The sequence below is a fragment of the Kitasatospora sp. NPDC002965 genome (assembly GCF_040611255.1).
In the GTDB taxonomy this organism is placed as follows: Bacteria; Actinomycetota; Actinomycetes; order Streptomycetales; family Streptomycetaceae; genus Kitasatospora.
Genome location: NZ_JBEXNT010000130.1, coordinates 1 through 26,457 on the forward strand (window position 1 = coordinate 1; position 26,457 = coordinate 26,457).

The following is a 26,457-nucleotide window of genomic DNA, read 5'->3' on the forward strand; positions in this document are numbered from 1 at the left end:
TCGGCCGCGCGACCCCGCGCGGCGTCCGGCTCGCCCGCACCGGCCTGCACCCCCGGCTCGCCCGCGCGCTCGTCGACGGCGCCCCGCTGGTCGGCGCCGACCGGGCCGCCGAGGTGGTCGCCCTGCTCTCCGAGGAACCGCCCCGCCCCCTCGGCGACGACCTCGGCGCCGTCCTGCGCACCGTCCGCGGCGGCCGGGACCCCTACGCCGGCCGCTGGCGCGAGGAGGTCCGCCGCCTGCGCCGCGGGACCGGCGGCGACGGCGCGGGCGCCGGGAGCCCGCAGAACCCGCCGGGCACGCCGGGCACGTCCCTCCCTGACGCGGCCGCCACCGGGCTGGTGGTGGCCCTGGCCTTCCCCGAACGGATCGCCCGGGCCCGGGTCGAGAAGCCCGAACCCGGAACCCGCAGCCCCTACCTGATGGCCTCCGGCACCGCCGCCGAACTCGCCCCCGGCACGGCACTGGGCGGCGTCCCGTGGCTGGCCGTGGCCGTCGCCGACCGCCCGGCCGGCTCACCGTCCGCGCGGGTCCTGCACGCCGCCGCGCTCGACGAGGGGACCGCCAGGCTGGCCGGCGCGCCCCTGCTCACCTCCCGCGAGGAGGTGCACTGGGACGTCAGGCGCCGGGAGGTGACCGCCCGGCGGGTGGAGTCACTGGGCGCCGTCGAACTCGCCGCCGAGCCCCTCGGCCGACCCGCACCCGCGCTGGTGCGGACCGCCTTGCTGGAAGGACTGTCCCGCGAGGGCGTCGGCGCCCTGCTCGGCTGGCCCGCCGGAGCGGCCGGACTGCGCGAGCGGCTGGCGTTCCTGCACACCGCGCTCGGCGAACCCTGGCCGGACGTCTCCGACGAGGCGCTGCTGGCCGCCGCCGAGGAGTGGCTGGAGCCCGAACTCTCCCGCGCCCGGCGGCGTTCCGACCTCGCCCGGATCGACACCGCTGCCGCCCTGCAACGCCTCCTGCCCTGGGCGAGCGGCGCGGCCGGGCGGCTGGACGAGCTGGCGCCGGAACGGATCACCGTCCCGTCCGGCTCCCGGATCCGGGTCGACTACAGCGGCGAACGCCCGGTGCTGGCGGTCAAGTTGCAGGAGCTCTTCGGCTGGGCGGCGGCCCCGGCGCTGGCCGGCGGACGCGTACCGCTCACCGTCCACCTGCTCTCCCCCGCCGGACGCCCGGCCGCCGTCACCGGGGACCTCGCCACCTTCTGGCGCGACGGCTACCGCGCCGTCCGCGCCGACCTGCGCGGCCGCTACCCCCGCCACCCCTGGCCGGAGGACCCGACCACGGCCGAACCGACCAGGCGCACCAACGCCCGGCGCTGAGCCGGTCGGTGCGCCACACGTCCGGGTGCGCCGCCCGTCCGGTGTGCCGCGCGCGGCGGGCGGTCGCACCGGACGCACCACGCGCACCGGACGGCCGCCCGCGGGGACGCACCCCCACGGACGGCCGTCCGCCGCGGCCGGGTCAGGACTGCTGGACGAAGTACGGCTCGACGGTCATCCAGCCGTTGCCGCGCGCCCCGTTGAGGCGGCCCGACGAAGCCCGGGCGAGGGTGTACCAGGACTCCACGTAGTCCGGGTCGTCGGTCCACCAGGAACCGGGCAGCGCCGCCAGGACGGCGTTGACCAGCGGGATGTAGGCGCCCTGGTCGGCGATGGTGAGCAGGACGGCGGCGATCGCCTGGGCGAGCGCCAGGTAGTTGGTGTCACCGTCGTCCTCCATCAGGACGACATCGGCCAGGTTGTACTTGTAGGACGACCAGTTCACCAGGATCTGGTTCGGGTAGTACACCGTGCCGTCGTACTGGAGGTACGGCATCGCGACCGAGTCGACCTTGACCTTGCCGTCCTGGCCGAAGCCGGTCACCAGGCTGAACATCTCGGCGGCGCCCTTGAACCAGGGCTCCTCGTCGTCGGACACCTCGATGCCACTGATCTTGGTGGCCCACCAGCCACCGGCGGCCTGCGCCGAGGCCGGAACGGCCGGAACGGCCGCCCCGGGAGCCACCGCACCGGGAGCCGCTGCGCCCGGACCGGCGTTCCCGAGACCGAGCGCGCCGAACTCCCGCTGGAGGACGGCGATCCCGGCGGCCAGCGTCCTGGCCGTGTCGATGTCGACCAGGTAGACCGGCTGCGCGGGCACCGTCGCGGCGTCGAGGACGTGCAGGCGGCCGGCGGCGTCGTAGGCGCGGACGGTGCGGGCGTGGTCGTCGGCGACGGCGGTGGCCACCAGCGGCGCCGCCCCCGCGTCCAGGGCGGCCCGCATCGACGGATCGGCCAACTGGACCCGCAGCAGCGGGCCGAGGCCGGCGCCGAGGCCCTTGGCCGTGGCGATGGCGCGGTCCGCCTGCGCGGCGGTGGCCGCGAGCCCGCGGGCGGCGGGGCCCTGGGCGGCGGCGGCCAGCGGGCCGAGCTCGGCGGCGCCGCCCGGGGCGGTCGCGGTCGCGGACCGCAGCCGCTCGCGCAGTGCGGCGTCGGTGAGGGAGGTGGCCAGGGTGCGGGCGACCTCGTCCTCGATCGCGGACACCCGGGTGGCGGACGCGGGTGCGGGTGCGGTGGGGGCGGAGGCCGGAACAGGGGCGGGGGCGGCCACGGCCTGACCCGCGCCGAGCGCGAGCAGGGGCAGGGCCGCGAGCGCCACGACGGCGCGCCGCATGCGGGGCTGGGGCATGAGGGGATCTCCAGACTCGTCGGGTGAGGCGTCGGAGTGTCAGAGCGGTGGGACAGCGCCGTGCCGCATCGAGCGCGTCGGCGCCATGACAAGTGAAGAGCTTTCCTGACCCGGCATCAAGTCCCGGCGTGCACAGTGCCCGCCGGGTGGATCCCGGCGGATCCCGACAGATCCCCGGGCTCGGGCGCCGCCGTCACCGACGGGCGACGGGGCGACGGACGGCCCCTCAGGGCCGACCCTCCGGCACCGCGTCGGCGGGCCCCGCACCCGCGGGCCCTGCGCCGCCGGGCATCGCATCGGCGGGCGGGCGGACGACTGCCGCAGGACGGCGGCGCTGTGGACGCTTCGGACGGCGTTCGGCCACGAACTCCACGGGCACCCCGACGGGTTCCAGTAACCGCACCAGCGCCTCCGCGACGGCCCCGGGGTCGCCACGGCCGTCGCACAGCGCCGACCAGGGGGCGCCGTCCACCCGCACCGACACCGCCCAGACGCTGTCCACCGGCGCCGGCCGGCCGTCCTCCGGAGCGGTGACCAGGTGCAGGATCCTCACGTGCCGGAGGTCCGACACCGGCCGCCACCGCCCGCCCGGCGCGGCCCGGACGAACCGGAACCGCTCAGGGGCGTCGGGCGGGCTGAACTCCACCCCGTGGAAGCGGCGCAACGGATCCCTCATCTCCCGCACCCCGCCCCGCAGGGAGCACAGGACGTAGACGCCGCAGACGACGCACAGGTTGACGACGGGGTCGAGCTTGACCAGGAACCGGAGCACGAGGATCAGCGGAACGTAGGCGGCGAACCAGGTGAAGTGCAGGCCGAGTCCGAGTACCGCGCGGGAGAGCACGATCCACCCGGCGAGGGACCACCGCCCGCCGCCCGGACGGACCGTCAGCACCGCGGCGCCGGGCGTCGCGGTGAGGCGCGGAATCGGTGCCCGGTTCTTCACCGCCTCAGCGTAGGAGCGGGGCGGGGCGGCCGGGAAGACCCTCCGCACCGCCGGGCTGGCCTACCCCGCGGGCCGGTCGGCGGGCGGATCTGGCACGAGGACCGGCGGGCCGCCCCCGCGCGTCCGGACGTACCGGTCGGTCCGGAGCTCGACCGCCAGACCGGCGGGCGCGAGCAGTCCCCCGAGCTGTTCGACGAGCCGCCGCGGGTCCCCGGGCACCTCGTAGGCCGACAGCGGCGCCGTCCCGGGACGGGCCGCCTCCCTTCGGACGGTGAAGGTCTCGCGGGCGGGCCGCGGATCCCCGTCGACGGGGGCGACGATCCGGTGGGCCACCCGCAGGTTCCCGAGTTCCGTCACCGGGCGCCACCGCCCCCGCACCCCCAGCCGGACGAAGCGCATCCGCGCCGGCGCGTCCGGCGGCGCGAACTCCAGCCGGCTCGGCCGGGTGAGTTCCCCCCAGCCGGACACGAGCCAGCAGGCCAGGACCTCCAGCAGCGCCAGCGCCCCGACGAGCCCGACCACGGCCCCGGTGCCGACGCCGAGGACCGCGTGGACGGCCGCCCCCGCCAGCAGGCCGAGCGGCAGCAGGACCACCTGCGGGCCGAGCCCCGCCGCCGTCTCCCGGCCCAGGATCCCGGCCGTCTCGCGCACCCGGTCCCGCCCGGTGCCGAGCACCAGCACCGCCGCGTCCGGCCCCACCCGCACGGTCACCCGCTCCGTCACGCCCCCAGCGTAGGGCGGCGGCGCGGGCCGCAGAAGGCCCCCGGGCGGCGGCGGTCCGTCGGCCGCCGCCCGGGAGGGGCTCCCGTCGGGCGTCAGTGCGCGGCGGCCTCCCAGTCGGCACCGACGCCGACCGAGACGTCGAGCGGCGCGCGCAGCGGGTAGGCGCCCGCCATCTGCTCGCGGACGATCGCCTCGACCTGCTCGCGCTCGCCGGGGGCGAGCTCCAGCACGATTTCGTCGTGCACCTGGAGCAGCATCCGGGAGTCGAGGGCGGCGGCGGTCAGCGCCTCGTCGACCCGCAGCATGGCGATCTTGACGATGTCGGCGGCCGAGCCCTGGATCGGGGCGTTGAGGGCCATCCGCTCGGCCATCTCGCGGCGCTGGCGGTTGTCGCTGTTGAGGTCCGGCAGGTAGCGGCGACGGCCGAGCAGGGTCTCGGTGTAGCCGGTGGCGCGGGCCTCGTCGACGACCCGGCGCAGGTAGTCCCGCACGCCGCCGAAGCGCTCGAAGTAGGTGTCCATCAGGCCCTGCGCCTCGGCGGGCTTGATGCCGAGCTGCTGGGAGAGCCCGTACGCGGAGAGGCCGTAGGCGAGGCCGTAGGACATCGCCTTGATCTTGCGGCGCATCTCGGCGTCGACGGCGGTGCCCGGCACCTCGAAGACCTGGGAGGCGACGGTGGTGTGGAGGTCCTCGCCGGTCGCGAAGGCCTCGATCAGGGCGTCGTCCTCCGAGAGGTGGGCCATGATCCGCAGTTCGATCTGCGAGTAGTCGGCGGTGAGCAGCGCCTCGTAGCCCTCGCCGACGACGAAGGCGCGGCGGATCATCCGGCCCTCCTCGGTGCGGACCGGGATGTTCTGCAGGTTCGGGTCCTGCGAGGACAGCCGGCCGGTGGCGGCGACCATCTGGTTGAAGGTGGTGTGGATGCGGCCGGCCGGGGAGACCGTCTTGAGCAGGCCCTCGACGGTGGTGCGCAGCTTGGCCTGGTCGCGGTGGCGCAGCAGGATGACCGGCAGCTCGTTGTCGGTCTGGGTGGCGAGCCAGGTGAGCGCGTCGGCGTCGGTGGTGTAGCCGGTCTTGATCTTCTTGGTCTTGGGGAGGGCGAGCTCGCCGAAGAGGATCTCCTGGAGCTGCTTGGGCGAGCCGAGGTTGAACTCGCGGCCGGCGGCGGCGTGGGCCTCCTCGACGACGCGCTGGATCTCGGCGGCGAACTGCGCCTCCAGGCCGGTGAGCCAGGGGCGGTCGGCGGCGATGCCGGTGCGCTCCATCCGGGCGAGCAGGGCGGCGATCGGCAGCTCCATGTCGCGCAGCAGCCCGGTGGCGCCGACCTCGGTGAGGCGGGTGTCGAAGAGCGCGGCGAGGTCGAGCACGGCGCGGGCCTGGAGCATCAGCGCCTGGGCGCCCGCGGTCGGGTCCTCCTCGGGGGCGTCGAAGGCGAGCTGGCCGGACTCCGCGGCGGGGGCCGGGGCGAGCGAGCGGGCCAGGTACTCCTCGGCGAGCACGTCGAGGGTGAAGGTGCGGCGGCCGGGCTTCTCCAGGTAGGCGGCGAGGGCGGTGTCGGCGTGGACCCCCTCGATCCGCCAGCCGCGCTCGGCGAAGGCCCGCATGACCTGCTTGGCGATGTGCAGCGCCTTGGGGGCGGCCGGGTCGGCCAGCCAGGCGGCGAAGGCGCGCTCGTCCTCCTCGGCGAGCAGCGCCGGGTCGAACCAGGCGGCCGTCTCGCCGACGGCGAGCGCGATCTCGGTGACCTCGCCGCTGCCGAGCGCCCACTGGTAGACGGCGGCGAGCGCGACCGGCGTCTTGCCCGCGGCGTGCTCCCCGAGCCAGGCGGCGAGCGTGCCGGGGTCGGTGAGGAGTTCGCCGTCGACCTCGACGCCGGGGGCGAGTTCGGTCTCGGCCTCCGCCTCGGCGCCGGACGGGTCGATGCCGAGGACGCGGTCGCGGAAGTTGGCGTTGCGGAACTCCAGCGACTCCATCAGGGTCGTGACGGCCGCCTTGTCGAACGGCGTGCGCTCCAGGTCGGTGACGCCGAGGGGGAGTTCGACGTCGCGGACCAGCTCGGTGAGGACCCGGTTGCGCTTGACCGAGTCGAGGTGCTCGCGCAGCTTCTCGCCGATCTTGCCCTTCACCTCGTCGGCCCGGGAGACCAGTTCGTCGAAGGAGCCGAACTGGTTGACCCACTTGGCGGCGGTCTTCTCGCCGACGCCGGGGATGCCGGGCAGGTTGTCGGACGGGTCGCCGCGCAGGGCGGCGAGGTCCGGGTACTGGCGGGGGGTGACGCCGTACTTCTCGGCGACCTTCTCCGGGGTGTAGCGGGTGAGTTCGGAGACGCCCTTGGTCGGGTAGAGGACGGTGACGTGCTCGGTGACCAGCTGGAGGGAGTCGCGGTCGCCGGTGACGATGTCGACGTCGAAGCCGGCCGCCTCGGCGGCGGTGGCCAGGGTGGCGATGATGTCGTCGGCCTCGAAGCCCTCGACGGTCATCCGCGGGACGTGCATCGCGTCGAGCAGTTCGCCGATCAGGCCGATCTGGCTGCGGAACTCGTCCGGGGTCTTGGCCCGGTTGGCCTTGTAGTCGGGGAACGCCTCCGAGCGGAAGGTCTGGCGGGAGAGGTCGAAGGCCACCGCGAGGTGGGTCGGCCGCTCGTCACGGACGGTGTTGGCGAGCATCGAGGCGAAGCCGTACACCGCGTTGGTCGGCTGGCCGGTGGAGGTGTTGAAGTTCTCCACGGGCAGTGCGTAGAACGCCCGGTAGGCCATGGAGTGCCCGTCGAGCAGCATCAGGCGGGGCCGCGACCCGGCTCCGCCACCCGCCGCGCCCTTGTCCGTACTCTGCGTAGCCACGTCAACGTCCGTTCCTGCCGATTCCACTACCGGCCACCGATCCTATGGCCCGGCACCGACAAAAGGGGCACGCCCGAGGGGGGCGGCCCCTCCCGCCGCGCCCGCCACGCACGCCTCCTCCGCCACCGCCACTACCGCCGAGTAGGACGGTCGTACGATCACAGGCAGCACGACGACGCGACCCCCCGAGCGGCAGGAGCTCCCCCATGACCGACGCGGCCCCCGAAGCCACCGACGCGGCCCCCGTCCTCCACATCCCGCAGGAGGTGCTGGACCACTTCGCGAAGCTCGGCGTGGACCCGGCGACCTTCTCCGGCGGGAGCCTCGGCGAGAAGCTGGGCCTCCGGATCGTCGAGGCCTCGGGCGACCGGGTCGTCGGCACCATGCCGGTCGAGGGCAACCAGCAGCCTTACGGCCTGCTGCACGGCGGGGCCTCGGCGGCGCTCGCCGAGACCCTGGGCTCGGTCGGCGCGATGCTGCACGCCGGCCCGGGCCGGTACGCGGTGGGCGTGGACCTGAACGCCACCCACCACCGCTCCGCCACCTCCGGGCTGGTCACCGGGGTGGCGACGGCGGTCTTCAAGGGCCGCACCGCCGCCACCTACGAGATCGCGATCACCGACGACACCGGCAAGCGGATCACCAGCTGCCGCCTGACCTGCATGCTCCGCGATCTCTGACCCGCGTTCACCCCGCCGACCCCTCCGACGAGGGGCCGGCAGGGCCGACTGATCATCAAATCCCTTGCCCGCCCCCTTGTTTGACCTTCGACAGCCCTGGGAAGTCGTTGGTCCAGACAAGGGGGCGGTGACGTGTTCACGGACTTTCAAAGATGTAACACTGCGTAACAAGTAGGAAATCCTACTATTTGGCGGACTCCGGGGGGCGGATCCACTCGAAATCATCTCGTCATCCCGCACACCGTCCGTTATTCGGACGTGCACGCCCGACCCCAACACCGCGAACACTCATGTCCGATTATCGGAGAGTCCAGGAGTCACCTGCACTTCTGCGCCTTACATGAGGGAAGTTGGGAGCGGAGCCCCCGGGACGGCCGGGCCGGTCGAGCCGGAACGACCACATGCTGAGACGGCTTCTCCGTGTGCTCATAACAAGAGAATCACAGCCTGGCCGCACCACTGCCCGAGCCGCCCAAGGGCATCTAGAGTCACGGCCAGTCACCGCGCCACCGGATTGGGCCAGGCCCACCGCGCATCCAGGCTCCCGCCACACAGGCGCGGCGCCCTCCTGAACCGAAGGGGACCCCCCGTGCGTCATCGTTCAGCAGTTGTCGTGAGCATTGCCGTGATCGGCGCCCTGAGCCTCACCGCGTGCGGCTCCCGCGACGACAAGAAGTCCGGCGACAGCGGCAGCGCCGGGGGCGGCACCACCGTCACCATCGGCATCGACGCCCCGCTCACCGGCGACCTCTCCGCCCTCGGCCTCGGCATCCGCAACTCCGTCGAGCTCGCGGTCAAGCAGGCCAACGAGAAGAACGAGGTCCCCGGCGTCAAGTTCCAGATCAAGGCCCTGGACGACACCGGCAAGCCCGCCCCCGGCCAGCAGAACGCCACCCAGCTGGTCGCCGACAAGGACGTCCTCGGCGTCGTCGGCCCGCTCAACTCCAGCGTCGCCCAGTCGATGCAGCAGATCTTCAACGACGCCAACCTCGTCCAGATCTCCCCCGCCAACACCGGCGTCGCCCTCAGCCAGGGCGAGAAGTGGGCGAGCGGCGTCAAGGCACGCCCCTTCAAGTCCTACTTCCGCACCGCCACCACCGACGCCGTCCAGGGGCCCTTCGCCGCCGACTACCTGGCCAAGGACGCCAAGAAGACCAAGGTCTTCCTCATCGACGACCAGAAGACCTACGGCGCCGGCCTCGCCGCCACCTTCAAGGCCCAGTTCATCAAGAACGGCGGCACCATCGTCAACGAGGAGCACGTCAACCCCGACGACCGCGACTTCGCCGCCGTCGTCACCAAGGTCAAGTCCTCCGGCGCCGAAGCCGTCTACTACGGCGGCGAGTACCCCGCCGCAGGCCCGCTCTCCCTCCAGCTCAAGGACGCCGGCGTCAACATCCCGCTCATGGGCGGCGACGGCATCCAGAGCGGCGACTTCATCAAGCTCAACCCCAAGAGCCAGAGCGACCTCGCCACCGCCGTCGGCCTGCCCGTCGAGTCGCTCCCCACCGCCGCCAAGTTCATCGCGGACTACAAGAGCGCCGGCTACAAGGACGCCTACGAGACCTACGGCGGCTACTCCTACGACAGCGCCTGGGCCATCATCCAGGGCGTCAAGGCCGTCGCCGCCGCCAACAACGGCAAGCTCCCCGACGGCGCCCGGGCCAAGGTCGTCGAAGCCGTCCAGAAGGTCTCCTTCGAAGGCGTCACCGGCAAGGTGTCCTTCGACGAGTACGGCGACACCACCAACAAGCAGCTCACCGTCTACACCGTCAAGGACGGCAAGTGGGCCGTGGAGAAGACCGGCACCTTCAGCGGCTGAGCACCTCACGCTGACCCGACGTCAGCACCGGCACAGCACGTCGGAGTTACCCCGCGCGGGGGCGCCACCAGTGCCCCCGCGCGCACCCACATCCACCACCCACGCGGACACCCCACACGCACAACGGAGGCCCAGCGGTGCACGACCTACCGCAGCAGCTGGCCAACGGCCTGATCCTCGGCGCCCTCTACGGACTCGTCGCGATCGGCTACACGATGGTCTACGGCATCGTCCAGCTCATCAACTTCGCCCACGGCGAGATCGTCATGGTCGGCGGCTTCGGCGCCCTGACCGCCTACCTCGCCCTCCCCGGCGGCACCACCCTGTGGCTGGCCCTACCGCTGATGCTGATCGCCGGCATCCTGGTCTCCACCCTCACCGCCGTCGCCGCCGAGCGCTTCGCCTACCGGCCGCTGCGCACCGCGCCCAGGCTCGCCCCGCTCATCACGGCGATCGGCCTCTCCATCCTGCTCCAGCAGCTGGTCTTCTCGTTCTACCCCGACGCCAAGAAGGCCCGCGTCTTCCCGAAGATCCCCGGCGACCCCTTCGAGATCGGCTCCGTCGCGATCCAGCGCAGTGACCTCTTCCTGCTCATCGCCGCGCCGCTCTGCATGCTCGCCCTCGGCTGGTTCGTGACCCGGACCCGCTCCGGCCGCGCCATGCAGGCCACCAGCCAGGACCCCGACACCGCCAAGCTCATGGGCATCGACACCGACCGGATCATCGTCCTCGCCTTCGCCATCGGCGCCGCCTTCGCCGCCGTCGCCGCCGTCGCCTACGGCCTGCGCAGCGGCCAGGTCGACTTCCGGATGGGCTTCATCCTCGGCCTCAAGGCCTTCACCGCCGCCGTCCTCGGCGGCATCGGCAACATCTACGGCGCCATGCTCGGCGGCGTCGCCCTCGGCCTCGCCGAAGCCCTCGCCACCGGCTACATCCAGCACCTGCCCGGCATGGACCTCTTCGGAGGCGGCGCCTGGAAGGACGTCTGGGCCTTCGTACTCCTCATCGTCGTCCTGCTCGTCCGGCCCCAGGGTCTGCTCGGCGAGCGCGTCGCGGACAGGGCGTGAGCACCATGACCACCAGCACCGAGACCACGCCGGTCATCAGCCTCCCCGGCCGCACCGCCGCCCTCCTCACCGGCATCGGCGCCACCGCCACCGTCGCGTCCGCCCTGATGTCCTGGACCTGGACCTCCGACTTCCCCGGCGACCTCACCTACTACGGCTCCCCCGCCGGCCTCCAGTGGCTCGCCCTCATCGGCGGCCTGCTGACCCTCGTCCTGCTGCTCGCCACCCACGGCACCCCCGGCCTGCGCTGGGCCGCCCCCACCGGCAGCCACAACGCCGTCCTGCTCGCAGCCACCGGCGCGCTCGCCGTCAGCTGGTTCTCGGTCATCGCGATCGCCACCGACCTCGGCGGCCTCGCCAACCTCGAACCCGGCGCCTGGACCGCCGCCCTCGGCTCGCTGCTCGCCCTCGCCGGCACCCTCGGCCTGCCCCTCGACCGGCGCACCCGGGTCCCGCTGCGCGTCCTCGACCGGCGGCTCTTCCTGCTCCTCCCCGTCGCCCCGGTCCTCTGGTTCGCCACCCACGCCGTCCCCGAGGACAAGCCCGTCGCGCCGGTCCTCACCGCCCTGGCCGGCGCCGTCGTCATCGCCACCGGCGCCGCCCTCCTCGTCCAGGTCGGGCACCTCGCCAACTCCTGGCTGCGGATCGGCACCGTCCAGCGACCCCTCCCCAAGGCCCGCACCCTCCCCTCCTGGGTCGAGGTCGCGCTGATCGTCGTCGCCTTCGCGGTCGGCCTCTTCGCCATCACCTTCGGCATCGACACCGAGTACGGCGAACTCTTCACCGCCTACCTGCTGCTCGCGGCCTCCGTCGCCGCCGCACTCGGCAAGGCCGGTCTGCTGATCCGGGTACGCGCCCTCACCGTCAAGTACCGGACCGTCACCACCGGCGCCGCGTTCGCCGCCGCCGCCAGCTTCCCGTTCACCCAGACCAGCGACCAGTACACCTCGGTCGCCACCAACATCCTGATCTTCGCCACCGTCGCCCTCGGCCTCAACATCGTCGTCGGCCTCGCCGGCCTGCTCGACCTCGGGTACGTCGCCTTCCTCGGCGTCGGCGCCTACGCCGCCGCCCTGGTCTCCGGCTCCCCCGCCTCGCCGATCCAGGTCCAGTTCCCCTTCTGGGCCGCGATGCTCACCGGCGCCGTCGTGTCGATGATCTTCGGCGTCATCATCGGCGCCCCCACCCTGCGACTGCGCGGCGACTACCTCGCCATCGTGACGCTCGGCTTCGGCGAGATCTTCCGCATCACCATGCTCAACCTGAACGGCACCACCGGCCCCAAGGTCACCAACGGCTCCAACGGCATCCCGCGGATCCCCGACCTGGAGATCTTCGGCTGGAACCTCGGCAAGCCCACCACCGTCTTCGGCGTCGAACTCGGCCGGTTCTCCAACTACTACCTGCTGATGCTCGTCGTCACCGCCGTGGTCGTCCTCGTCTTCGCCCGCGTCGGCAACTCCCGCATCGGCCGCGCCTGGGTCGCCATCCGCGAGGACGAGACCGCCGCCGAGGCCATGGGCATCAACGGCTTCCGCCTCAAGCTCCTCGCCTTCGCCCTCGGCGCCTGCCTCGCCGGCCTCGCCGGCACCGTCCAGGCCCACGTCAGCTACACCGTCACCCCCGACCAGTACACCTTCGCCGAGGCCCTGCCGCCCAACTCCGCCTTCCTGCTCGCCGCCGTCATCCTCGGCGGCATGGGCACCATCAGCGGACCCCTCGCCGGCGCCACCCTCCTCTTCCTGATCCCCAAGAAGCTCGAATTCCTCGCGGACTACCAGCTGCTCGCCTTCGGTATCGCCCTCATCGTCCTGATGCGCGTCCGCCCCGAAGGCCTCATCCCCAACCGGCGCCGCCAGCTGGAGTTCCACGAGGCCGCCATCCCGGCGCAGCCCACCGGCGACAGCGTCGCCCTCACCAAGGCAGGGGCGTGACCCCCAGATGACCACCACCGACGCCCTCGCACCGGCCGGCACCGCACCCTCGCCGGCCCAGCCCCTGCTCGAAGTCACCGGCGTCACCATGCGCTTCGGCGGCCTCACCGCCGTCAACGACGTCTCCCTCACCGTCGGCCGCGGCGAGATCATCGGCCTCATCGGCCCCAACGGCGCCGGCAAGACCACCTTCTTCAACTGCCTCACCGGCCTCTACGTGCCCACCGAGGGCCGCGTCGCCTACCAGGGCACCGTCCTGCCGCCCAAGCCCCACCTCGTCACCCAGGCCGGCATCGCCCGCACGTTCCAGAACATCCGGCTCTTCGCCAACATGACCGTCCTGGAGAACGTCCAGGTCGGCCGGCACAGCCGCATGCACCAGGGCCTCTTCTCCGCCATCCTCCGCGGCCCCGGCTACCGGCGCTCCGAAGCCGAGAGCCGCGACAAGGCCATGGAGCTCCTGGCCTTCACCGGCCTCGCCGAGAAGGCCGACCACCTGGCCCGCAACCTCCCCTACGGCGAGCAGCGGAAGCTGGAGATCGCCCGCGCCCTGGCCTCCGACCCCGGTCTCCTGCTCCTCGACGAGCCCACCGCCGGCATGAACCCCCAGGAGACCCGCGCCGCCGAGGAACTCGTCTTCGCCATCCGTGACCGGGGCGTCTCCGTCCTCGTCATCGAGCACGACATGCGGTTCATCTTCAACCTCTGCGACCGCACCGCCGTGCTCGTCCAGGGCCAGAAGATCGTCGAGGGCAACCGCGAAACCGTCCAGAACGACGAACGCGTCATCACCGCCTACCTCGGCGCCCCGCTCGAAGGCACCGCCCCCGTTACGGAGACCGACCAGTGACCCCACTCCTCCAGGTCAACGACCTCCGCGTCGCCTACGGCAAGATCGAGGCCGTCAAGGGCATCAGCTTCACCGTCAACCAGGGCGAGGTCACCACCCTGATCGGCACCAACGGCGCCGGCAAGACCACCACCCTGCGCACCCTCTCCGGCCTCCTCAAGCCGCTCTCCGGCACCATCACCTTCGACGGGCAGGCGCTCGACACCGTCCCCGCCCACAAGATCGTCGCCCTCGGTCTCGCCCACTCCCCCGAAGGCCGGCACATCTTCCCCCGGATGACCATCGAGGAGAACCTCCTCCTCGGCGCCTTCCTCCGCAGCGACACCGACGGCATCACGGCGGACGTCGAGCGCGCCTACGGCCTGTTCCCGATCCTCGGCGAACGCCGCAAGCAGGCCGCCGGCACCCTCTCCGGCGGCGAACAGCAGATGCTCGCCATGGGCCGCGCCCTGATGTCCCGGCCCAAGCTGCTCATGCTCGACGAGCCCTCCATGGGCCTCTCTCCGCTGATGATGCAGAAGATCATGGCCACCATCGTCGAGCTCAAGGCCGACGGCACCACGATCCTGCTCGTCGAACAGAACGCCCAGGCCGCGCTCTCCCTCTCCGACCGCGGCTACGTCATGGAGACCGGCCGCATCGTCCTCCAGGGCACCGGCGCGGACCTCCTGCACGACGAGTCCGTCCGCAAGGCCTACCTCGGCGAGGACTGACCCCGCACCGGCGTACGACGGAGGGCCCGGCATCGCTGCCGGGCCCTCCGTCGTACCGTCGTGCCGTCCACCGACCGCCTACTCGGGCTTCGGCTCCTCGGCCTTCTTCTTGTCCTGGGCCTCGCCCTCTTCGATCACGGCCTCCGCGACCGCGGCCATCGTCATCCGGCGGTCCATCGAGGTCTTCTGGATCCACCGGAACGCGGCCGGCTCGTTCAGCCCGAACTTCGTCTGCAGCACGCTCTTCGCCCGGTCCACCAGCTTCCGGGTCTCCAGCCGCTGGGTGAGGTCGGCGATCTCCTCCTCCAGCGTCCGCATCTCCGTGTACCGGGACACGGCCATCTCGATCGCGGGCACCAGGTCGCTCTTCGAGAACGGCTTCACGATGTACGCCATCGCGCCCGCGTCACGGGCCCGGTCCACCAGCTCGCGCTGCGAGAACGCCGTCAGCATCAGCACCGGCGCCAGGTGCGCCTCGTGGATCTGCTCGGCGGCGGACAGCCCGTCCAGCACCGGCATCTTCACGTCGAGGATCGCCAGATCCGGCTTCAGCTCCTGGACCAGCCGGACCGCCGTCTCGCCGTCCCCGGCCTCGCCGACGACGGTGTACCCCTCCTCTTCCAGCATCTCTTTGAGGTCGAGGCGGATCAACGCCTCGTCCTCGGCGATCACAATGCGGGTGATCTGGGGCGAATCGGTCTCAAGCGGCTCTGCCTGCTCGTCGGCGGTGCTCACGGGGCTCCTCGTTCCGGCGGGGTACTGCATGCACGAGGGTACCTAGCTGCGCCGGACAACGTGCGCAGGGTATCCTTCACGGGCGCGAACTTGCCGGGTTGGTGGAAGGGCAGACACGATCGCCTCAAAAGCGATTGCCTGAAAGGGCGTGTGGGTTCGAATCCCACACTCGGCACCGAGATTTACCTTAAATTCCCAGGCCGCGGGAAGTTCATCACATCGAGTGGCGTCCAGCGAAAGGCCACTCCGCACCACCTGCCGCAGCCGATGCTGTCGCCCATGACGAACATCTCCGTACGCGAACAGGCCGTTCACCTCCTGCGCCGCGGTGCCGCCAACACCGAGGTCGGCCGCCGTCTGGGCGTCCCGCCCGGCACGGTTTCCTGGTGGAAGCACGAGGACCTCGCCAGGCACGGAACACTCCCCGGCCGCAAGCACTCCACCTGCCCGCACTGCCACGGCAGCGAGCTCAACCGGCCCGCGTACTCCTACCTTCTCGGCCTCTACCTCGGCGACGGCCACATCCTGCTGCCCAACGAGTACCGCCGCACCATGAGCCTCCAGATCACGTGCGACGACAAGTGGCCGGGAATCATGGACTCAGTCGAGCACGCCATGCGCCAGGTGCTGACGAACAACACACCCTGCCGCGTCCGGAAAGCCGGTTGCCACGACGTCAAGATCTACTCCAACCACCTGACCTGCTACTTCCCCCAACACGGCCCGGGGAAGAAGCACGAACGCCGCATAGCACTCGAACCCTGGCAGCAGGAGATCGTCGACGCCCACCCCTGGGAGTTCCTCCGCGGCCTGATCCACTCCGACGGCTGCCGCATCACCAACTGGGCCACCAGGACGGTCAAGGGCGTCGTCCGCCGCCACGAGTACCCGCGCTACTTCTTCACCAACACCTCGACGGACATCATCCGCCTCTTCACGGAAACGCTCGACGCCGTCGGGGTCCGGTGGAGGGCCTCGATCCCCCGCCCGACCGGCCAGGTCAACGTCTCCGTCGCCCGCAAGGAGTCCGTCGCCCTGATGGACGCGCACATCGGGCCGAAGTACTGACTCCGGTGCGGCTCCGCCGGGGCGGAGCCGCACCGGACCGGTCAGTTGTCGAGCGTGCCCACGTGGTGGACGCGGACGAGGTTGGTGGAGCCGGCGAGACCGGGCGGGGAGCCGGCGGTGATGACGACGATGTCGCCCTTCTGGCAGCGACCGAGGGAGAGCAGCGCCGCGTCGACCTGCTCGACCATCTCGTCGGTGGTGGGGGCGAACGGGCCGAGGAAGGTCTCCAGGCCCCAGGTGAGGGCCAGTTGGCTGCGGACGGCGGGTTCGTAGGTGAAGGCGAGGACGGGGATGGGCGAGCGGTAGCGGGCCAGGCGGCGGGCGGTGTCGCCGGACTGGGTGAAGGCGACCAGGTACTTGGCGTGCAGGAAGTCGCCGATCTCGGCGGCCGCCCGGGCGACCGCGCCGCCCTGGGTGCGGGGCTTGCTGCCGGCGGTGAGCGGGGGGAGTCCGGCGGCGAGGACGTCCTCCTCCGCGGCCTGGATGATGCGGCCCATGGTGCGGACCGTCTCGACCGGGTACTTGCCGACCGAGGTCTCGCCGGAGAGCATCACCGCGTCGGTGCCGTCGAGGACGGCGTTGGCGACGTCGGAGGCCTCGGCGCGGGTGGGCCGGGAGGTGTTGATCATCGAGTCGAGCATCTGGGTGGCGACGATGACCGGCTTGGCGTTGCGCTTGGCGAGCTTGACGGCGCGCTTCTGGACCATCGGGACCTGTTCGAGGGGCATCTCCACGCCCAGGTCGCCGCGGGCGACCATGATCCCGTCGAAGCGGTCGACGATCGAGTCGAGGTTCTGCACCGCCTGCGGCTTCTCGATCTTGGCGATGACCGGGACGTACCGGCCCTCCTCCGCCATCACCCGGTGGACGTCCTCGACGTCCCGGCCGCTGCGGACGAAGGAGAGCGCGATGAGGTCGGCGCCGGTCCGCAGGGCCCAGCGCAGGTCGTCGATGTCCTTCTCGCTGAGCGCGGGCACGGACACGGCGACGCCGGGGAGGTTGAGGCCCTTGTGGTCGGAGACCAGGCCGCCCTCGATGACGAGGCAGCGGACCCGGGGCCCGTCGACCTCGACGACCTCCAGGGTGACGCGCCCGTCGTCGACGAGGATCCGCTCGCCGCGGGCGACGTCCCCGGCGAGGCCGGGGTAGGTGGTGCCGCAACCGTTCTGGTCTCCCTCGACGCCGTTGTCGGTGGAGATGGTGAACTCGTCGCCGCGTTCGAGAAGTACGGGGCCTTCGGTGAAGGTGCCCAGGCGGATCTTCGGGCCTTGAAGGTCGGCGAGCACGCCGACGCTCCGGCCGGTCTCGTCCGCCGCCTTGCGGACCCGGCGGTAGCGCTCCTCGTGCTCGATGTGGGAGCCGTGGCTCAGGTTGAAGCGGGCGATGTCCATCCCGGCGTCGACCAGGGACTTGATCTGGTCGTACGAGTCGGTGGCGGGCCCGAGGGTACAGACGATTTTTGCTCGGCGCATACAGCTGAGAGTAGGCATTACCGGCGCGTAACGTCGACGCGGGTCCGGACCTCGGGATGACCGTTGCCGTAAGGAGAGTTGAACATATCTGACACGATGTCGGACCGGTGTGCGAGAGGTCCCCGGCGGCGGCGGCAGGTCGACCGCCGATGCGATTCCGTGAAGGGGTGTTCACCCCCGGTTCACCGTGACTTCGGCCGTCGCTCGCGGTCCGGCGGGACGCTCGTCACCCGGGTAGGGATTGCCCGGGTGCCCGTGAGGGATCCGACGAGGGGGAAGCGTCCGGCATGAAGCGTGCGTTCGGGGTGCTTGCAGCACTGCTGCTGCTCGGCGGGGTGGCGTTCGCGCTCCTGAAAGAGCCACGGGGCGACGACAAGGAGCCCGAGACCGTCACGGTCAACGGGCTCATCGGCTCGGAGAAGCGCGAGTTCTTCGAGGACGGCGACGTCAAGGCGGAACTGGCCCGGCAGGGCCTCGCGGTGAAGGTGGTGAGCGCCGGCTCCTGGCAGATGGGCGACAACCTGGACAACATGGACTTCGCCTTCCCCGCCAGCCAGCCGCCGGCCGACGCGATCCGCGCCAACAAGAAGATCACCGAGACGGCGATCCGCCCGTTCTACTCGCCCCTGGTGATCATGGCGCACGCCCAGACGGCCCGGGTGCTGGCCGACAACGGGCTGGCGAGCCAGGACCAGGCCTCGGGGGTCTGGACGTTCACGATGGACGAGTACCTCAACGCCGTCCGGACGGGCCGGAAGTGGGACCAGCTCAAGGGTGACAAGCCCGGCGACCTGGCCGGGGACGTCTACCTCACCACCACCGACCCCACCACGTCCTCCTCGGGTGCGATGTACGTCGCGCTGCTCTCCTTCCTGGAGAACGGCCACCAGCCGGTCGCGGACGCCGCGGGGGTGGAGAAGACCAAGGGCCTCCTGCACACCGCGATCACCAAGCAGGGCGCCCTGAAGAAGTCCACCGACGAGCCGTTCGCGGACTTCCTCTCGAACGGCGGCGGCGCCCTGGTGCTCGCGTACGAGTCCCAGGCGGCCGAGCTGGTCGTCAAGCAGAAGGCGCCCGAGGACCTGGTGGTGCTCTACCCGGACACCACCGTCTACTCCGACCACACCGTCGTCGGACTCACCGGGAACGGCCGGAAGCTGGCCGGCCAGCTGAACGGCAACGAGAAGCTCCGGCAGCTGGCGGCCAAGTACGGCTTCCGCCCGCAGGGGGACACCAACGCGTTCGGGCAGCAGCTCAAGAGCGCGAGCGGTTCGTTCAAGCTCGCCCCCAACCTGGGTGCGGCGAAGGTGAAGCAGGCTCCGATTCCGGTGCCCGACATCCTGCAGAAACTGATCGACGGCGCGACGAAGGGCTGACCGGGGGACATGACGAGCAGGACGGCGATGATGCGGAAGAGCGGTGCGCGGGGCCTGGCGGTCGGGCTGGCCGTGCTGGTGGCGACGGTGACGGCGTGCACGTCCTCGCCCAAGGCCGATCCACCGCCCAAGCAGAGCGACGCCCCGGCGCCGACCGCGCAGGCGGGAGTGCTGCGGGTGCTCGCGGGCAGCGAGCTGCAGGACATGGCGCCGGTGCTGGAGGAGGCGCAGAAGGCGACCGGGGTGACCGTGCAGTTCGCCTGGACGGGGTCGCTGGACGGGGCGGACGCGGTCTCCTCGGGCAAGACGGACGGCAAGTACGACGCGATCTGGTTCCCGTCGAACCAGTACCTGCACCTGGACGACGGGAGCAGGTCGAAGCTGCTGTCCGAGACACCGGTGATGACCTCGCCGGTGGCGTTCGGCGTCCGTTCCTCGGTACTCGCCGACCTCGCCTGGGGCGACGGCGCGAAGGTGACGTGGGGGAACCTGGCGGAGGCCGCGGCCTCCGGCAAGCTGCGCTACGGGATGGCGGACCCGTCCCGGTCGAACTCGGGCTTCTCGGCACTGGTGGCGGTGGCCTCGGCCTTCTCGGGGGCGAGCGCGGCACTGACCGGGGCGGACGTGCAGAAGGCGACGCCGTCGCTGAAGCAGTTCTTCACCGGGCAGAAGCTGACGTCCGGTTCGTCCGGCTGGCTGACGCAGGCGTACTCCCGGGCCGAGCAGGGCTCGGTGGGGGCGCTGGTGAACTACGAGTCCGTGCTGCTGTCGCTGAACAAGACGCTGCCCGCCGACCAGCAGCTCACCGTGGTCCGCCCGACGGACGGCGTGGTGACGGCCAACTATCCTCTGACGCTGCTGAGTTCCTCGTCGGAGCGGGAGCGGGAGGCGTTCGGGCGACTGGCCGCGTACCTGCTCAAGGACGACGTGCAGAAGCGGATCTCGGAGCTGACGCTGCGCCGCCCGATCGGGGCGGGGGTCGCGCCGGCCGCCGGTCTGCCGACGGACCGGCGGCACGAGCTGCCGTTCCCGGGGACGCGCGCGGTGGCGGACGGGTTGCTGTCCTCGTACCAGAACGAGCTGCGGCGCCCGTCGCGGACGGTGTACGTGCTGGACACCTCCGGGTCGATGGCGGGGCCGCGGCTGGCGTCGCTGAAGTCGGCGATGGGCCGGCTGACGGGGGCGGACGACACCCGGGGGGTGCGGCGGTTCCGGGACCGGGAGGAGGTCACGCTGATCTCCTTCGCGTCGAAGGTGAAGTCGACGAAGACGCACGCGGTGCCGTCGGGGGCCGCGGCGCAGCAGGAGCTGGCGTCGATCAACGCGGACGTGCAGGCGTTGTCGTCGGACGGCGGGACGGCGGTCTACTCGTCGTTGCAGGAGGCGTACCGGGTGATCCAGCGGCAGCAGGCCGCGGCGGGGGACGACCGGTTCACGTCGATCGTGCTGATGTCGGACGGGGAGAGCAACGAGGGGGCGACCGACAAGGACTTCAGGTCGTTCCACGGGGGGTTGCCGGCGGCGCAGAAGTCGGTGCCGGTGTTCCCGATCCTGTTCGGTGACGCGGCGAAGGGGCAGTTGCAGGGGATCGCGGACCTGACGGGCGGCAAGCTGTTCGACGGAACGGGCTCGCTGGACGGGGCGTTCGAGGAGATCCGTGGCTACCAGTAACGGTGGCGGCGAGGGCGGCGGGCGGGTCCTGCGGTACCTGGGGTCCGTCCGCAACATCGCGGCCTGCGTGGCCGGTGCGGGCGGGCTGGGGCTGCACTTCGCGGGGTACGGCGGGGACTGGTGGCCGGGGATCGTGGTCGGGCTGTACGGCGCGGTGGCGTTGTTGGTGCCGGGTGGCGGGCCGAAGGAGCCGGCGGGGTCGCGGGGGGCGGTGACGGCGGGGGGTTCGGCGGGGTCCGGGGCGTCGGAGGAGACGTCGTCGTCGTTGCCGGTGCCGCAGGTGTCGGTGTCGTCGATGTCGCTGCCGTCGGTGGTCTCGTCCCCGCCGGCCGTCCCGGTCGCGCCGGTGTCACCGCCGTCGTCGCCGGTGCCGCCGCGGGTGCCGTCGCCGGTGCCGCCGGTCGTGCGGCAGTCGCCGTCGTCGCCGGTCGTGCCGGTCTCGGCCCAGCCTCCGCCGTACTGGCCGGAGCTGGACGCGCTGGCGGCGTTCGTCCGGTCGGCGCCGCTGCCCGCGTCGGCGCGGGTGCCGGTGTTGCTGGAGCGGTTGCGCGGTGCGGGTCCGGGGCCGACGACGGAGCCGATCGTGGTGCGTCGGCTGCCGCTGGCGGTGGACGGCTATCTGCGGGCGCGGACCTGGCAGCCGTGGACGCCGAACGGGGCCGATCCGGCGGCCGAACTGGCCCGCGTGGTGGACGAGATGGCGGCGATGGTCCCGGCGTAGCGGCGCCGCGCCGGGCACACGGGCCCGGCGCGGCCCGGCGCGGCCCGGCGCGGGCCCGGGGGACGTACGGGAGGAGGGGTGGGCGGGGAGGGGACTCCTCCGCTCACCCCTCCAGCACGCCTGCCAGTTCCAGGCGCCGCCGCACCCCGAGTTTCCGGAAGCTGTTGGTCAGGTGGGTCTCGACCGTCCGGACGGCGAGGTGCAGCATGGCCGCGATCTCGGCGTTGGAGTGCCCGGCCGCGGCGAGCCGGCAGATGCGCAGTTCGCTGTCGGTGAGGGCCTCGGCGCCGGCCTGTTCGCCGCGGCCGATCCGGGCGCCGGAGGCGCGGAGCGATTCCAGTGCGGCGGCGCGCTGCCGGACGGCGCCGAGGCGTTCGGCCCGGCCGGCGGCCTCGCGCAGGGCGCGGCGGGCGGCGCCGCGGCGCCCGCCCTCGGCGAGGAGGCGGCCGTAGGTGATCAGGGCGGGGATGAGTTCGGTGTCCAGTTCGGCGCCGCGCAGCAGCTGGACGGCCTCGGCGGCGAGGTCGAGGCCGTGGCGTCCGCCGGTGGCGGCGGCGAGGGTGCGCAGGGCGCGGCCGACGGTGCGCGGGGTGCCCCAGACGCGGGCCAGGCGCAGTTCCTCCTCGGCGAGGGCGACGGCGGGGCCCGGTTCGCCGAGTTGGAGGTGGCATTCGGCGGCGGCGGAGCGCCAGGGGGTGACGATGGGGCTGCGGACCTGGCGTTCGCCCTGGCGGCGTCCGCATTCGAGGAGGTCGGCGAGGGCTTCGGCGGGTTCGCCGGAGGCGAGCCGGAGCAGGCCGCGGGCGTAGAGGTACTCGTTCCATTCCCAGGAGTCCTGGGCGCGGTCGGCGGCGACGGCGCGGGCGAGTCCGTGGGCCTGCCAGAGCCGGCCGGTCTCGACGAGGGCGAGGACGGCCTGGGCGACGAGGTGGGCGTTCTGCTGGCCGAGGAGTTCGGCGTAGCGGCCGGGTGCGGTGTCGTCGCCGCCCCGCGTGGTCGTCGCGGCCCGGGTGGCGCGCGGGGCCGTGCCGGGCTCCGTGCCCGGCTCCGTGCCCGTTCCGGTGGCCGTCTCCGTGCCTGCGACTGCCGTGCCCGTGCCCGTGCCTGCGGGCGCCGCGTCGGGGCCCGTCCCGGTGTCCGCCTCCGGGGTCCCGCCGGGGGCCGTGCCGCTGCCCTGTTCGGCGCAGGCGCCGCTCCACCAGGAGCGGTCGCCCGTGTCGGCGCCGCCCCAGGTGTGCAGCCGGGGCAGTCCGGGCGGGCCCCACGGGGTGGACCGGAGGACCGACTGGGCGGTCGGGCGGGCGGCGGGCGGTACGGGGGGGCCGGACGACGCGCGGGACCCGGGGGCCGTGAGCGCGTAGTCGTCGAGCAGCGCCTGGTACTCGCCCCGCATGATCCTGGTCTCGGCCCTGACGGAGAGCAGGCACTGGTAGCCGGGGTCGAGCGGGCCGCCGCGGTAGGCGGCGAGGCCGCGGGTGACGAATTCGTCGGTCTGGTCGAGCTGGTCGCTCCACTGGGCGAGCGTGGCGAGTGAGACGAGCAGGTAGGAGCGGCAGAGCGGGTCGACGGGGGAGCCGTCGAGTTCGCGGACCCGTTCGGTGACCTCGGCGGCGGAGAGCAGGCCGCTGGTGGCGTCGAACTCGGTGAGCAGCGCGTAGGCGGGCGGCGCGAGCCGGTGCGGGGTGCGGGCGGCGAAGCGCTGGACGCCTTCGACGACCTGGAGCCAGCTGCGGCCGTCGTGGGCGGCGATCTGTGCGGTGGCGGCCTGGACGGCGTGGACGAGGTCCTCCCGGTCGGCGAAGCGGTCGGCGAGGTCCTCCATGAGTTCGAGTGCGGCGGCGGTGTCGCCGCGGGTGGCGAGGACGGCGCCGAGGGTGCCGGCGGCGCGGAAGACGCCTTCGTCGGACTGCTGGAGGTGGACGGCCTCGGCGAGGTGGCGCAGGCCGACGGTGCGTTCGGCCGGTCCGAGGGTGACTTCGAGGCCGCCGAGCTCGGTGAGCAGCAGGCCGCGCTGGCGGTCGCTGAGGGGTTCGGCGAGGACGCGGCGCAGCAGGGTGGCGGCGTCGGCGGGGCGGTCGGCGTCGGCGGCCTTGCGGGCGGCGCGGCGGAGGGTCTCGGTAGCCCAGTGGGGGGTGGGGGCGGAGGTGAGCAGGAGGTGGCCGGCTATCCGTTCGTCGGGGGCGCCGCTGCAGTGGAGGTGTTCGGCGGCGGCGCGGTGGACCTCGGCCCGGTGGCCGGGGCCGTGGCCGGCGAGGACGGCGTCGGCGAGCAGGGGGTGGGCGAACCGGGGCCAGCGGCCGGGGGCGGGTGCGGCGAGGTGTCCGTGGGCGGTGAGGTCGGCGAGCCAGCCGGTGAGGCGGCCGGGGTCGGCGTCGGTGAGGTCGGCGAGCAGGGGGACGAGGTCGGCGTGGGCGGTGCCGGGGGCGGTGGTGGCCGCGGCGGGGTGTTCGCGCATCCGGGCGAGGACGCGGGCGGCGGTGACGGCCTGGTCGCCGCCGCCGTGGAGCCAGGTGTCGACGGCTTCGGCGAAGGCGCCGCCGGGCAGGGCGGCGCATGTGTCGGGGAGGGCGCCGTCGTCGTCGGGGAGGGTCGCCGGGTCGTCGGGGAGGGCGACCGCGGCGACGGTGCGGGGGTGGGCCCCTTCGGCGGCGGACGCGCCGGCGCCGGGACCCGGGCCGGGGCCGAGGTCGAGCCCGAGGTCCCGGCCGAGGCCGAGGTCGAGACCCAGGTCGAGCCCGAGGTCCGGTCCGAGGTCCGGTCCGGCACCGACGGCGTACAGGGCGGCCGTGCCCGCGTACGGCCGCGCGCCGGCGGTGAACGGCCCCGCACCGGCGGCGTAGGGCCCCGGGACGGGCTCCAGCTCGCGGTGTGCCGGTCCCAGCGCGCGCCGCCCGTACCCCGGCTCGTAGTGGCTGGGTCCCGGCTCGTACCGCCCCGGCCCGAGGTCGGAGAGGAGGGCGGTGAGCAGCAGCGGGTTGCCGCCGGTGGCGCGGGCGCAGTCGGCGGCGAGGGTGGGGGGCGTGCCGGGGCCGAGGTGTTCCTCGGCGAGGCGGACGGCGGTGGGGGTGCTGAGCGGGCCGAGGCGGAGGGTGGCGGCGAGCTCGGCGGGCAGGTCGCGGCCGAACCGGTCGGGCGGGGTGGCGAGGGTGTTCTGGCGGCGTTCGGTGGCGAGCAGCAGGACGGGCAGCCGGTCGATCCGGCGGGCGACCTGGCGCAGCCAGCGGCGGGAGGGTTCGTCGGCGAGGTGGATGTCGTCGACGGCGAGCAGTACGGGGTGGTGGTTGGCGTGCAGGCGGAGCAGGGACCAGAGGGTGGCCTCGGCGGTGTCCGGATCGGTGGCGGTGCCGGTGCCGTAGGGGTTCGGCGGGTTGCCGTACGGGAAGTGGCCGTAGGGGACGTGGCCGTACGGGCCGACCGGGGCGGGGCCGGTGTCGAAGAGCTGGCGGGCGGCGGCGTAGGGGGTGGCCCGCTCGTCGGCCGAGCAGCGGGAGCGGAGCACGGTGGTGCCGGCCGCGCCGGCCTGGCGGGCGGCCTCGGCGAGGAGGGCGCTGCGGCCGGTGCCGGCGGCGCCGGTGATCATCAGGACGCTGCCGGTGCCGGCGCGGGCGGCCTCGGTGTGGTCGGTGATCCGCCGCAGGTGCGGTTCGCGTTCCGCGAGGCGGGTGGACGTGGCGGTCCTCATCCGTGCTCCCCTTCTCCCCTCTGCCCTCTCCGGGCACCCGTCGCTGTCCGAACGGGCAGTGTCTGCCGTTGTATCGGGTAAACAGCTTGACCTCCTATTCACGCGTTCGCCCCATGGTCCGGTTCGCGCCTCGGCGAAATGTCGTGCGCGTGTTGCGTACGACCGCTCCGCGGGGCGTCGAGGGGGCCCGGGCGGAGGAGGGGCGGGGCGGGGAACCGGCACCTGGTCGGGTCCGTCGCGGTGGCTGTGACCGGGGTCCCGGGGTCGGCGGTGGCCGTGGGCCCGGTCGCGGCCGCGGGGGTGACCCGGGGCCCGGTTCCGGGTGGGACCGTGGTCCCGGCCCGTGGCCAGATCTCGTGGTGGACCACGATGGCCGGGAGCGGTCCCCGACGGGAAGCATGGAGCCTGGGTCCGGGGCACGGGCAGCGCTCCCGGATCGCCGTTGAACGGTTCACCACCCCCGGGGCACGCGGCGCCCGTACGGTTCGGCGTCCGCCGCCGGGGTGGCCGGGCCTGTTTTCCCAGGAGGGGGCCAGATTTGACTGTCCTGCACACCGAGTACGACCGCCGGGTTCCGGCGGGGCGGGCGTCGGCGCCGGTCGCGCGCACCGTTCCACCGCAACGGCCGGTGGCGTCCCGTTCCGTCGCCGCGAACCCTCTTGTGACTCCCGGTGCCGCTCCGGCCGTCCACCCCCAGGTGACCGCGCCGGCTCCGGCCCGTCCTTCGGGTGGCACCGTGGGTGCCACGGCCCGTTCGGCGACCGTTCCGGTGGCCGTCCAGGCTGCCGATCCGCTGTCCCGGGCGGGCGCGGAGGCGCAGCTGCGCCGGTTCCCGGGGGTGGCGGTGGTGGATCCGACCGGCACGTCCGCGCCGGGCACGGTCACCGTGCTGGTCACCGAGTCCGCCGACGCCGCTGCCACGGCCGCCCTGCGCCGGCTGGTGCGCGGTGCCGGGCAGCGGGTGGTGCTGGTGGTCGAGCGGATGCGTGAGACCGAGCTGTTGGAGGCCGTGGAGTGCGGGGTGGCCGCGATCCTGTGGCGCCGGGAGGCCACGCCGGAGCGGCTCGGCCGCGCGGTGCTGGCCGCCGCCCGGGGTGACGGCGATCTGCCGGCCGATCTCCAGGGCCGGCTGATCGCCCAGGTGGGCCGGTTGCAACGGTCCGTCCAGGGGATGCCGGGCCATGCGCCGGCGGGCCTGTCGGAGCGTGAGTCGGACGTGCTGCGGCTGGTTGCGGAGGGGTGGGACACCGGGGAGATCGCGGCCCGGCTGTCCTACTCCGAGCGGACCGTCAAGAACGTGCTGCACGGTCTGACCACGCGTCTGCAGCTGCGCAACCGGGCGCACGCGGTGGCCCACGCGGTCCGCGAGGGCTACATCTAGGCACGCGCGGCGGTCGGGAACTCGCGCTGCTGGAGTACGCGGCGCTGATGCACGACGTCGGGCAGCTGTCGCTGGTCGAGCCGGTGCCCGGCGGGGCGACGGCGCTGCT

General features: G+C 73.1%; 19 protein-coding genes and 1 tRNA gene. 13 read left to right on the top strand and 7 right to left on the bottom strand.

The features are described from left to right. On the top strand, positions 1-1,319 hold a 1,319-nt coding region (locus tag ABZY91_RS33970; RefSeq protein WP_355407043.1), incomplete at its 5' end, for an ATP-dependent helicase C-terminal domain-containing protein. 142 nt (positions 1,320-1,461) lie between these two features. On the opposite strand, the gene ABZY91_RS33975 is transcribed toward ABZY91_RS33970, so the two are convergent. From ABZY91_RS33975 to polA, 4 genes are all read right to left on the bottom strand, one after another. Next, positions 1,462-2,667: a DUF3103 family protein gene (locus ABZY91_RS33975; protein ID WP_355407044.1), complete on the bottom strand. Its 1,206-nt coding sequence runs from the start codon at positions 2,665-2,667 to the stop codon at positions 1,462-1,464. A 226-nt stretch (positions 2,668-2,893) separates the two neighbouring features. Beyond that, positions 2,894-3,613 (bottom strand): hypothetical protein, encoded by a 720-nt coding sequence (locus ABZY91_RS33980; protein ID WP_355407045.1) that lies wholly within the window; start codon positions 3,611-3,613, stop codon positions 2,894-2,896. Positions 3,614-3,673: 60 nt separating this feature from the next. Next, the gene (locus ABZY91_RS33985) at positions 3,674-4,336 is read right to left on the bottom strand and encodes a hypothetical protein (RefSeq protein ID WP_355407047.1); all 663 of its coding nucleotides are present in this window, start codon (positions 4,334-4,336) and stop codon (positions 3,674-3,676) included. Positions 4,337-4,428: 92 nt separating this feature from the next. Beyond that, positions 4,429-7,113: a DNA polymerase I gene (polA, locus tag ABZY91_RS33990; RefSeq protein WP_355407064.1), complete on the bottom strand. Its 2,685-nt coding sequence runs from the start codon at positions 7,111-7,113 to the stop codon at positions 4,429-4,431. A gap of 269 nt (positions 7,114-7,382) precedes the next feature. On the opposite strand from polA, the gene ABZY91_RS33995 reads away from it, so the two are divergent. From ABZY91_RS33995 to ABZY91_RS34020, 6 genes are all read left to right on the top strand, one after another. Beyond that, complete coding sequence (locus ABZY91_RS33995) at positions 7,383-7,856, top strand: hotdog fold thioesterase (RefSeq protein WP_329879199.1); 474 nt, start codon at positions 7,383-7,385, stop codon at positions 7,854-7,856. Positions 7,857-8,445: 589 nt separating this feature from the next. Next, positions 8,446-9,678 carry a branched-chain amino acid ABC transporter substrate-binding protein gene (locus ABZY91_RS34000; RefSeq protein WP_329879200.1) on the top strand — a complete coding sequence of 411 codons (1,233 nt, stop codon included), beginning with the start codon at positions 8,446-8,448 and terminating at the stop codon, positions 9,676-9,678. A gap of 137 nt (positions 9,679-9,815) precedes the next feature. Beyond that, a complete protein-coding gene (locus tag ABZY91_RS34005) occupies positions 9,816-10,745 on the top strand; it encodes a branched-chain amino acid ABC transporter permease (RefSeq protein ID WP_329879201.1) in 930 nt (309 codons plus the stop codon). Positions 10,746-10,750: 5 nt separating this feature from the next. Then, the gene (locus ABZY91_RS34010) at positions 10,751-12,679 is read left to right on the top strand and encodes a branched-chain amino acid ABC transporter permease (RefSeq protein WP_355407050.1); all 1,929 of its coding nucleotides are present in this window, start codon (positions 10,751-10,753) and stop codon (positions 12,677-12,679) included. Positions 12,680-12,686: 7 nt separating this feature from the next. Beyond that, positions 12,687-13,529, top strand: coding sequence for an ABC transporter ATP-binding protein (locus ABZY91_RS34015; RefSeq protein WP_355407052.1), 843 nt, complete (start codon positions 12,687-12,689; stop codon positions 13,527-13,529). Further along, on the top strand, positions 13,526-14,242 hold the full coding sequence (locus ABZY91_RS34020; RefSeq protein WP_329879203.1) for an ABC transporter ATP-binding protein: 717 nt from the start codon (positions 13,526-13,528) through the stop codon (positions 14,240-14,242). Before ABZY91_RS34015 ends, ABZY91_RS34020 begins: the two co-directional genes overlap by 4 nt. A 78-nt stretch (positions 14,243-14,320) precedes the next feature. On the opposite strand, the gene ABZY91_RS34025 is transcribed toward ABZY91_RS34020, so the two are convergent. Continuing rightward, positions 14,321-14,977 (bottom strand): response regulator, encoded by a 657-nt coding sequence (locus ABZY91_RS34025; protein ID WP_329879204.1) that lies wholly within the window; start codon positions 14,975-14,977, stop codon positions 14,321-14,323. Between the two features lie 92 nt (positions 14,978-15,069). Here ABZY91_RS34025 and ABZY91_RS34030 point away from each other — a divergent pair. Both ABZY91_RS34030 and ABZY91_RS34035 read left to right on the top strand, forming a co-directional pair. Beyond that, a tRNA-Leu gene (locus tag ABZY91_RS34030) sits at positions 15,070-15,152 on the top strand. A 104-nt stretch (positions 15,153-15,256) separates the two neighbouring features. Beyond that, the gene (locus ABZY91_RS34035) at positions 15,257-16,045 is read left to right on the top strand and encodes a helix-turn-helix domain-containing protein (RefSeq protein ID WP_355407054.1); all 789 of its coding nucleotides are present in this window, start codon (positions 15,257-15,259) and stop codon (positions 16,043-16,045) included. Between the two features lie 41 nt (positions 16,046-16,086). Here the strand turns inward: ABZY91_RS34035 and pyk are convergent, their stop codons facing one another. After that, a complete protein-coding gene (pyk, locus tag ABZY91_RS34040) occupies positions 16,087-17,517 on the bottom strand; it encodes a pyruvate kinase (protein ID WP_329879206.1) in 1,431 nt (476 codons plus the stop codon). A 287-nt stretch (positions 17,518-17,804) separates the two neighbouring features. Between pyk and ABZY91_RS34045 the strand changes: the two genes are divergently transcribed. The 3 genes from ABZY91_RS34045 to ABZY91_RS34055 are packed head-to-tail and all read left to right on the top strand — an operon-like array spanning position 17,805 to position 21,285. After that, positions 17,805-18,893: a hypothetical protein gene (locus tag ABZY91_RS34045; RefSeq protein WP_355407056.1), complete on the top strand. Its 1,089-nt coding sequence runs from the start codon at positions 17,805-17,807 to the stop codon at positions 18,891-18,893. A gap of 9 nt (positions 18,894-18,902) precedes the next feature. Continuing rightward, positions 18,903-20,564, top strand: coding sequence for a substrate-binding domain-containing protein (locus ABZY91_RS34050; RefSeq protein ID WP_355407058.1), 1,662 nt, complete (start codon positions 18,903-18,905; stop codon positions 20,562-20,564). Continuing rightward, positions 20,551-21,285: a hypothetical protein gene (locus tag ABZY91_RS34055; RefSeq protein ID WP_355407060.1), complete on the top strand. Its 735-nt coding sequence runs from the start codon at positions 20,551-20,553 to the stop codon at positions 21,283-21,285. Before ABZY91_RS34050 ends, ABZY91_RS34055 begins: the two co-directional genes overlap by 14 nt. Positions 21,286-21,388: 103 nt before the next feature. Here the strand turns inward: ABZY91_RS34055 and ABZY91_RS34060 are convergent, their stop codons facing one another. Further along, entirely contained in the window at positions 21,389-24,967 is a 3,579-nt protein-coding gene (locus ABZY91_RS34060) for an AAA family ATPase (RefSeq protein WP_355407062.1), read from the bottom strand. 736 nt (positions 24,968-25,703) lie between these two features. Here ABZY91_RS34060 and ABZY91_RS34065 point away from each other — a divergent pair. Next, the gene (locus ABZY91_RS34065) at positions 25,704-26,348 is read left to right on the top strand and encodes a response regulator transcription factor (protein WP_329879211.1); all 645 of its coding nucleotides are present in this window, start codon (positions 25,704-25,706) and stop codon (positions 26,346-26,348) included. The last annotated feature ends 109 nt before the right edge of the window (positions 26,349-26,457 follow it).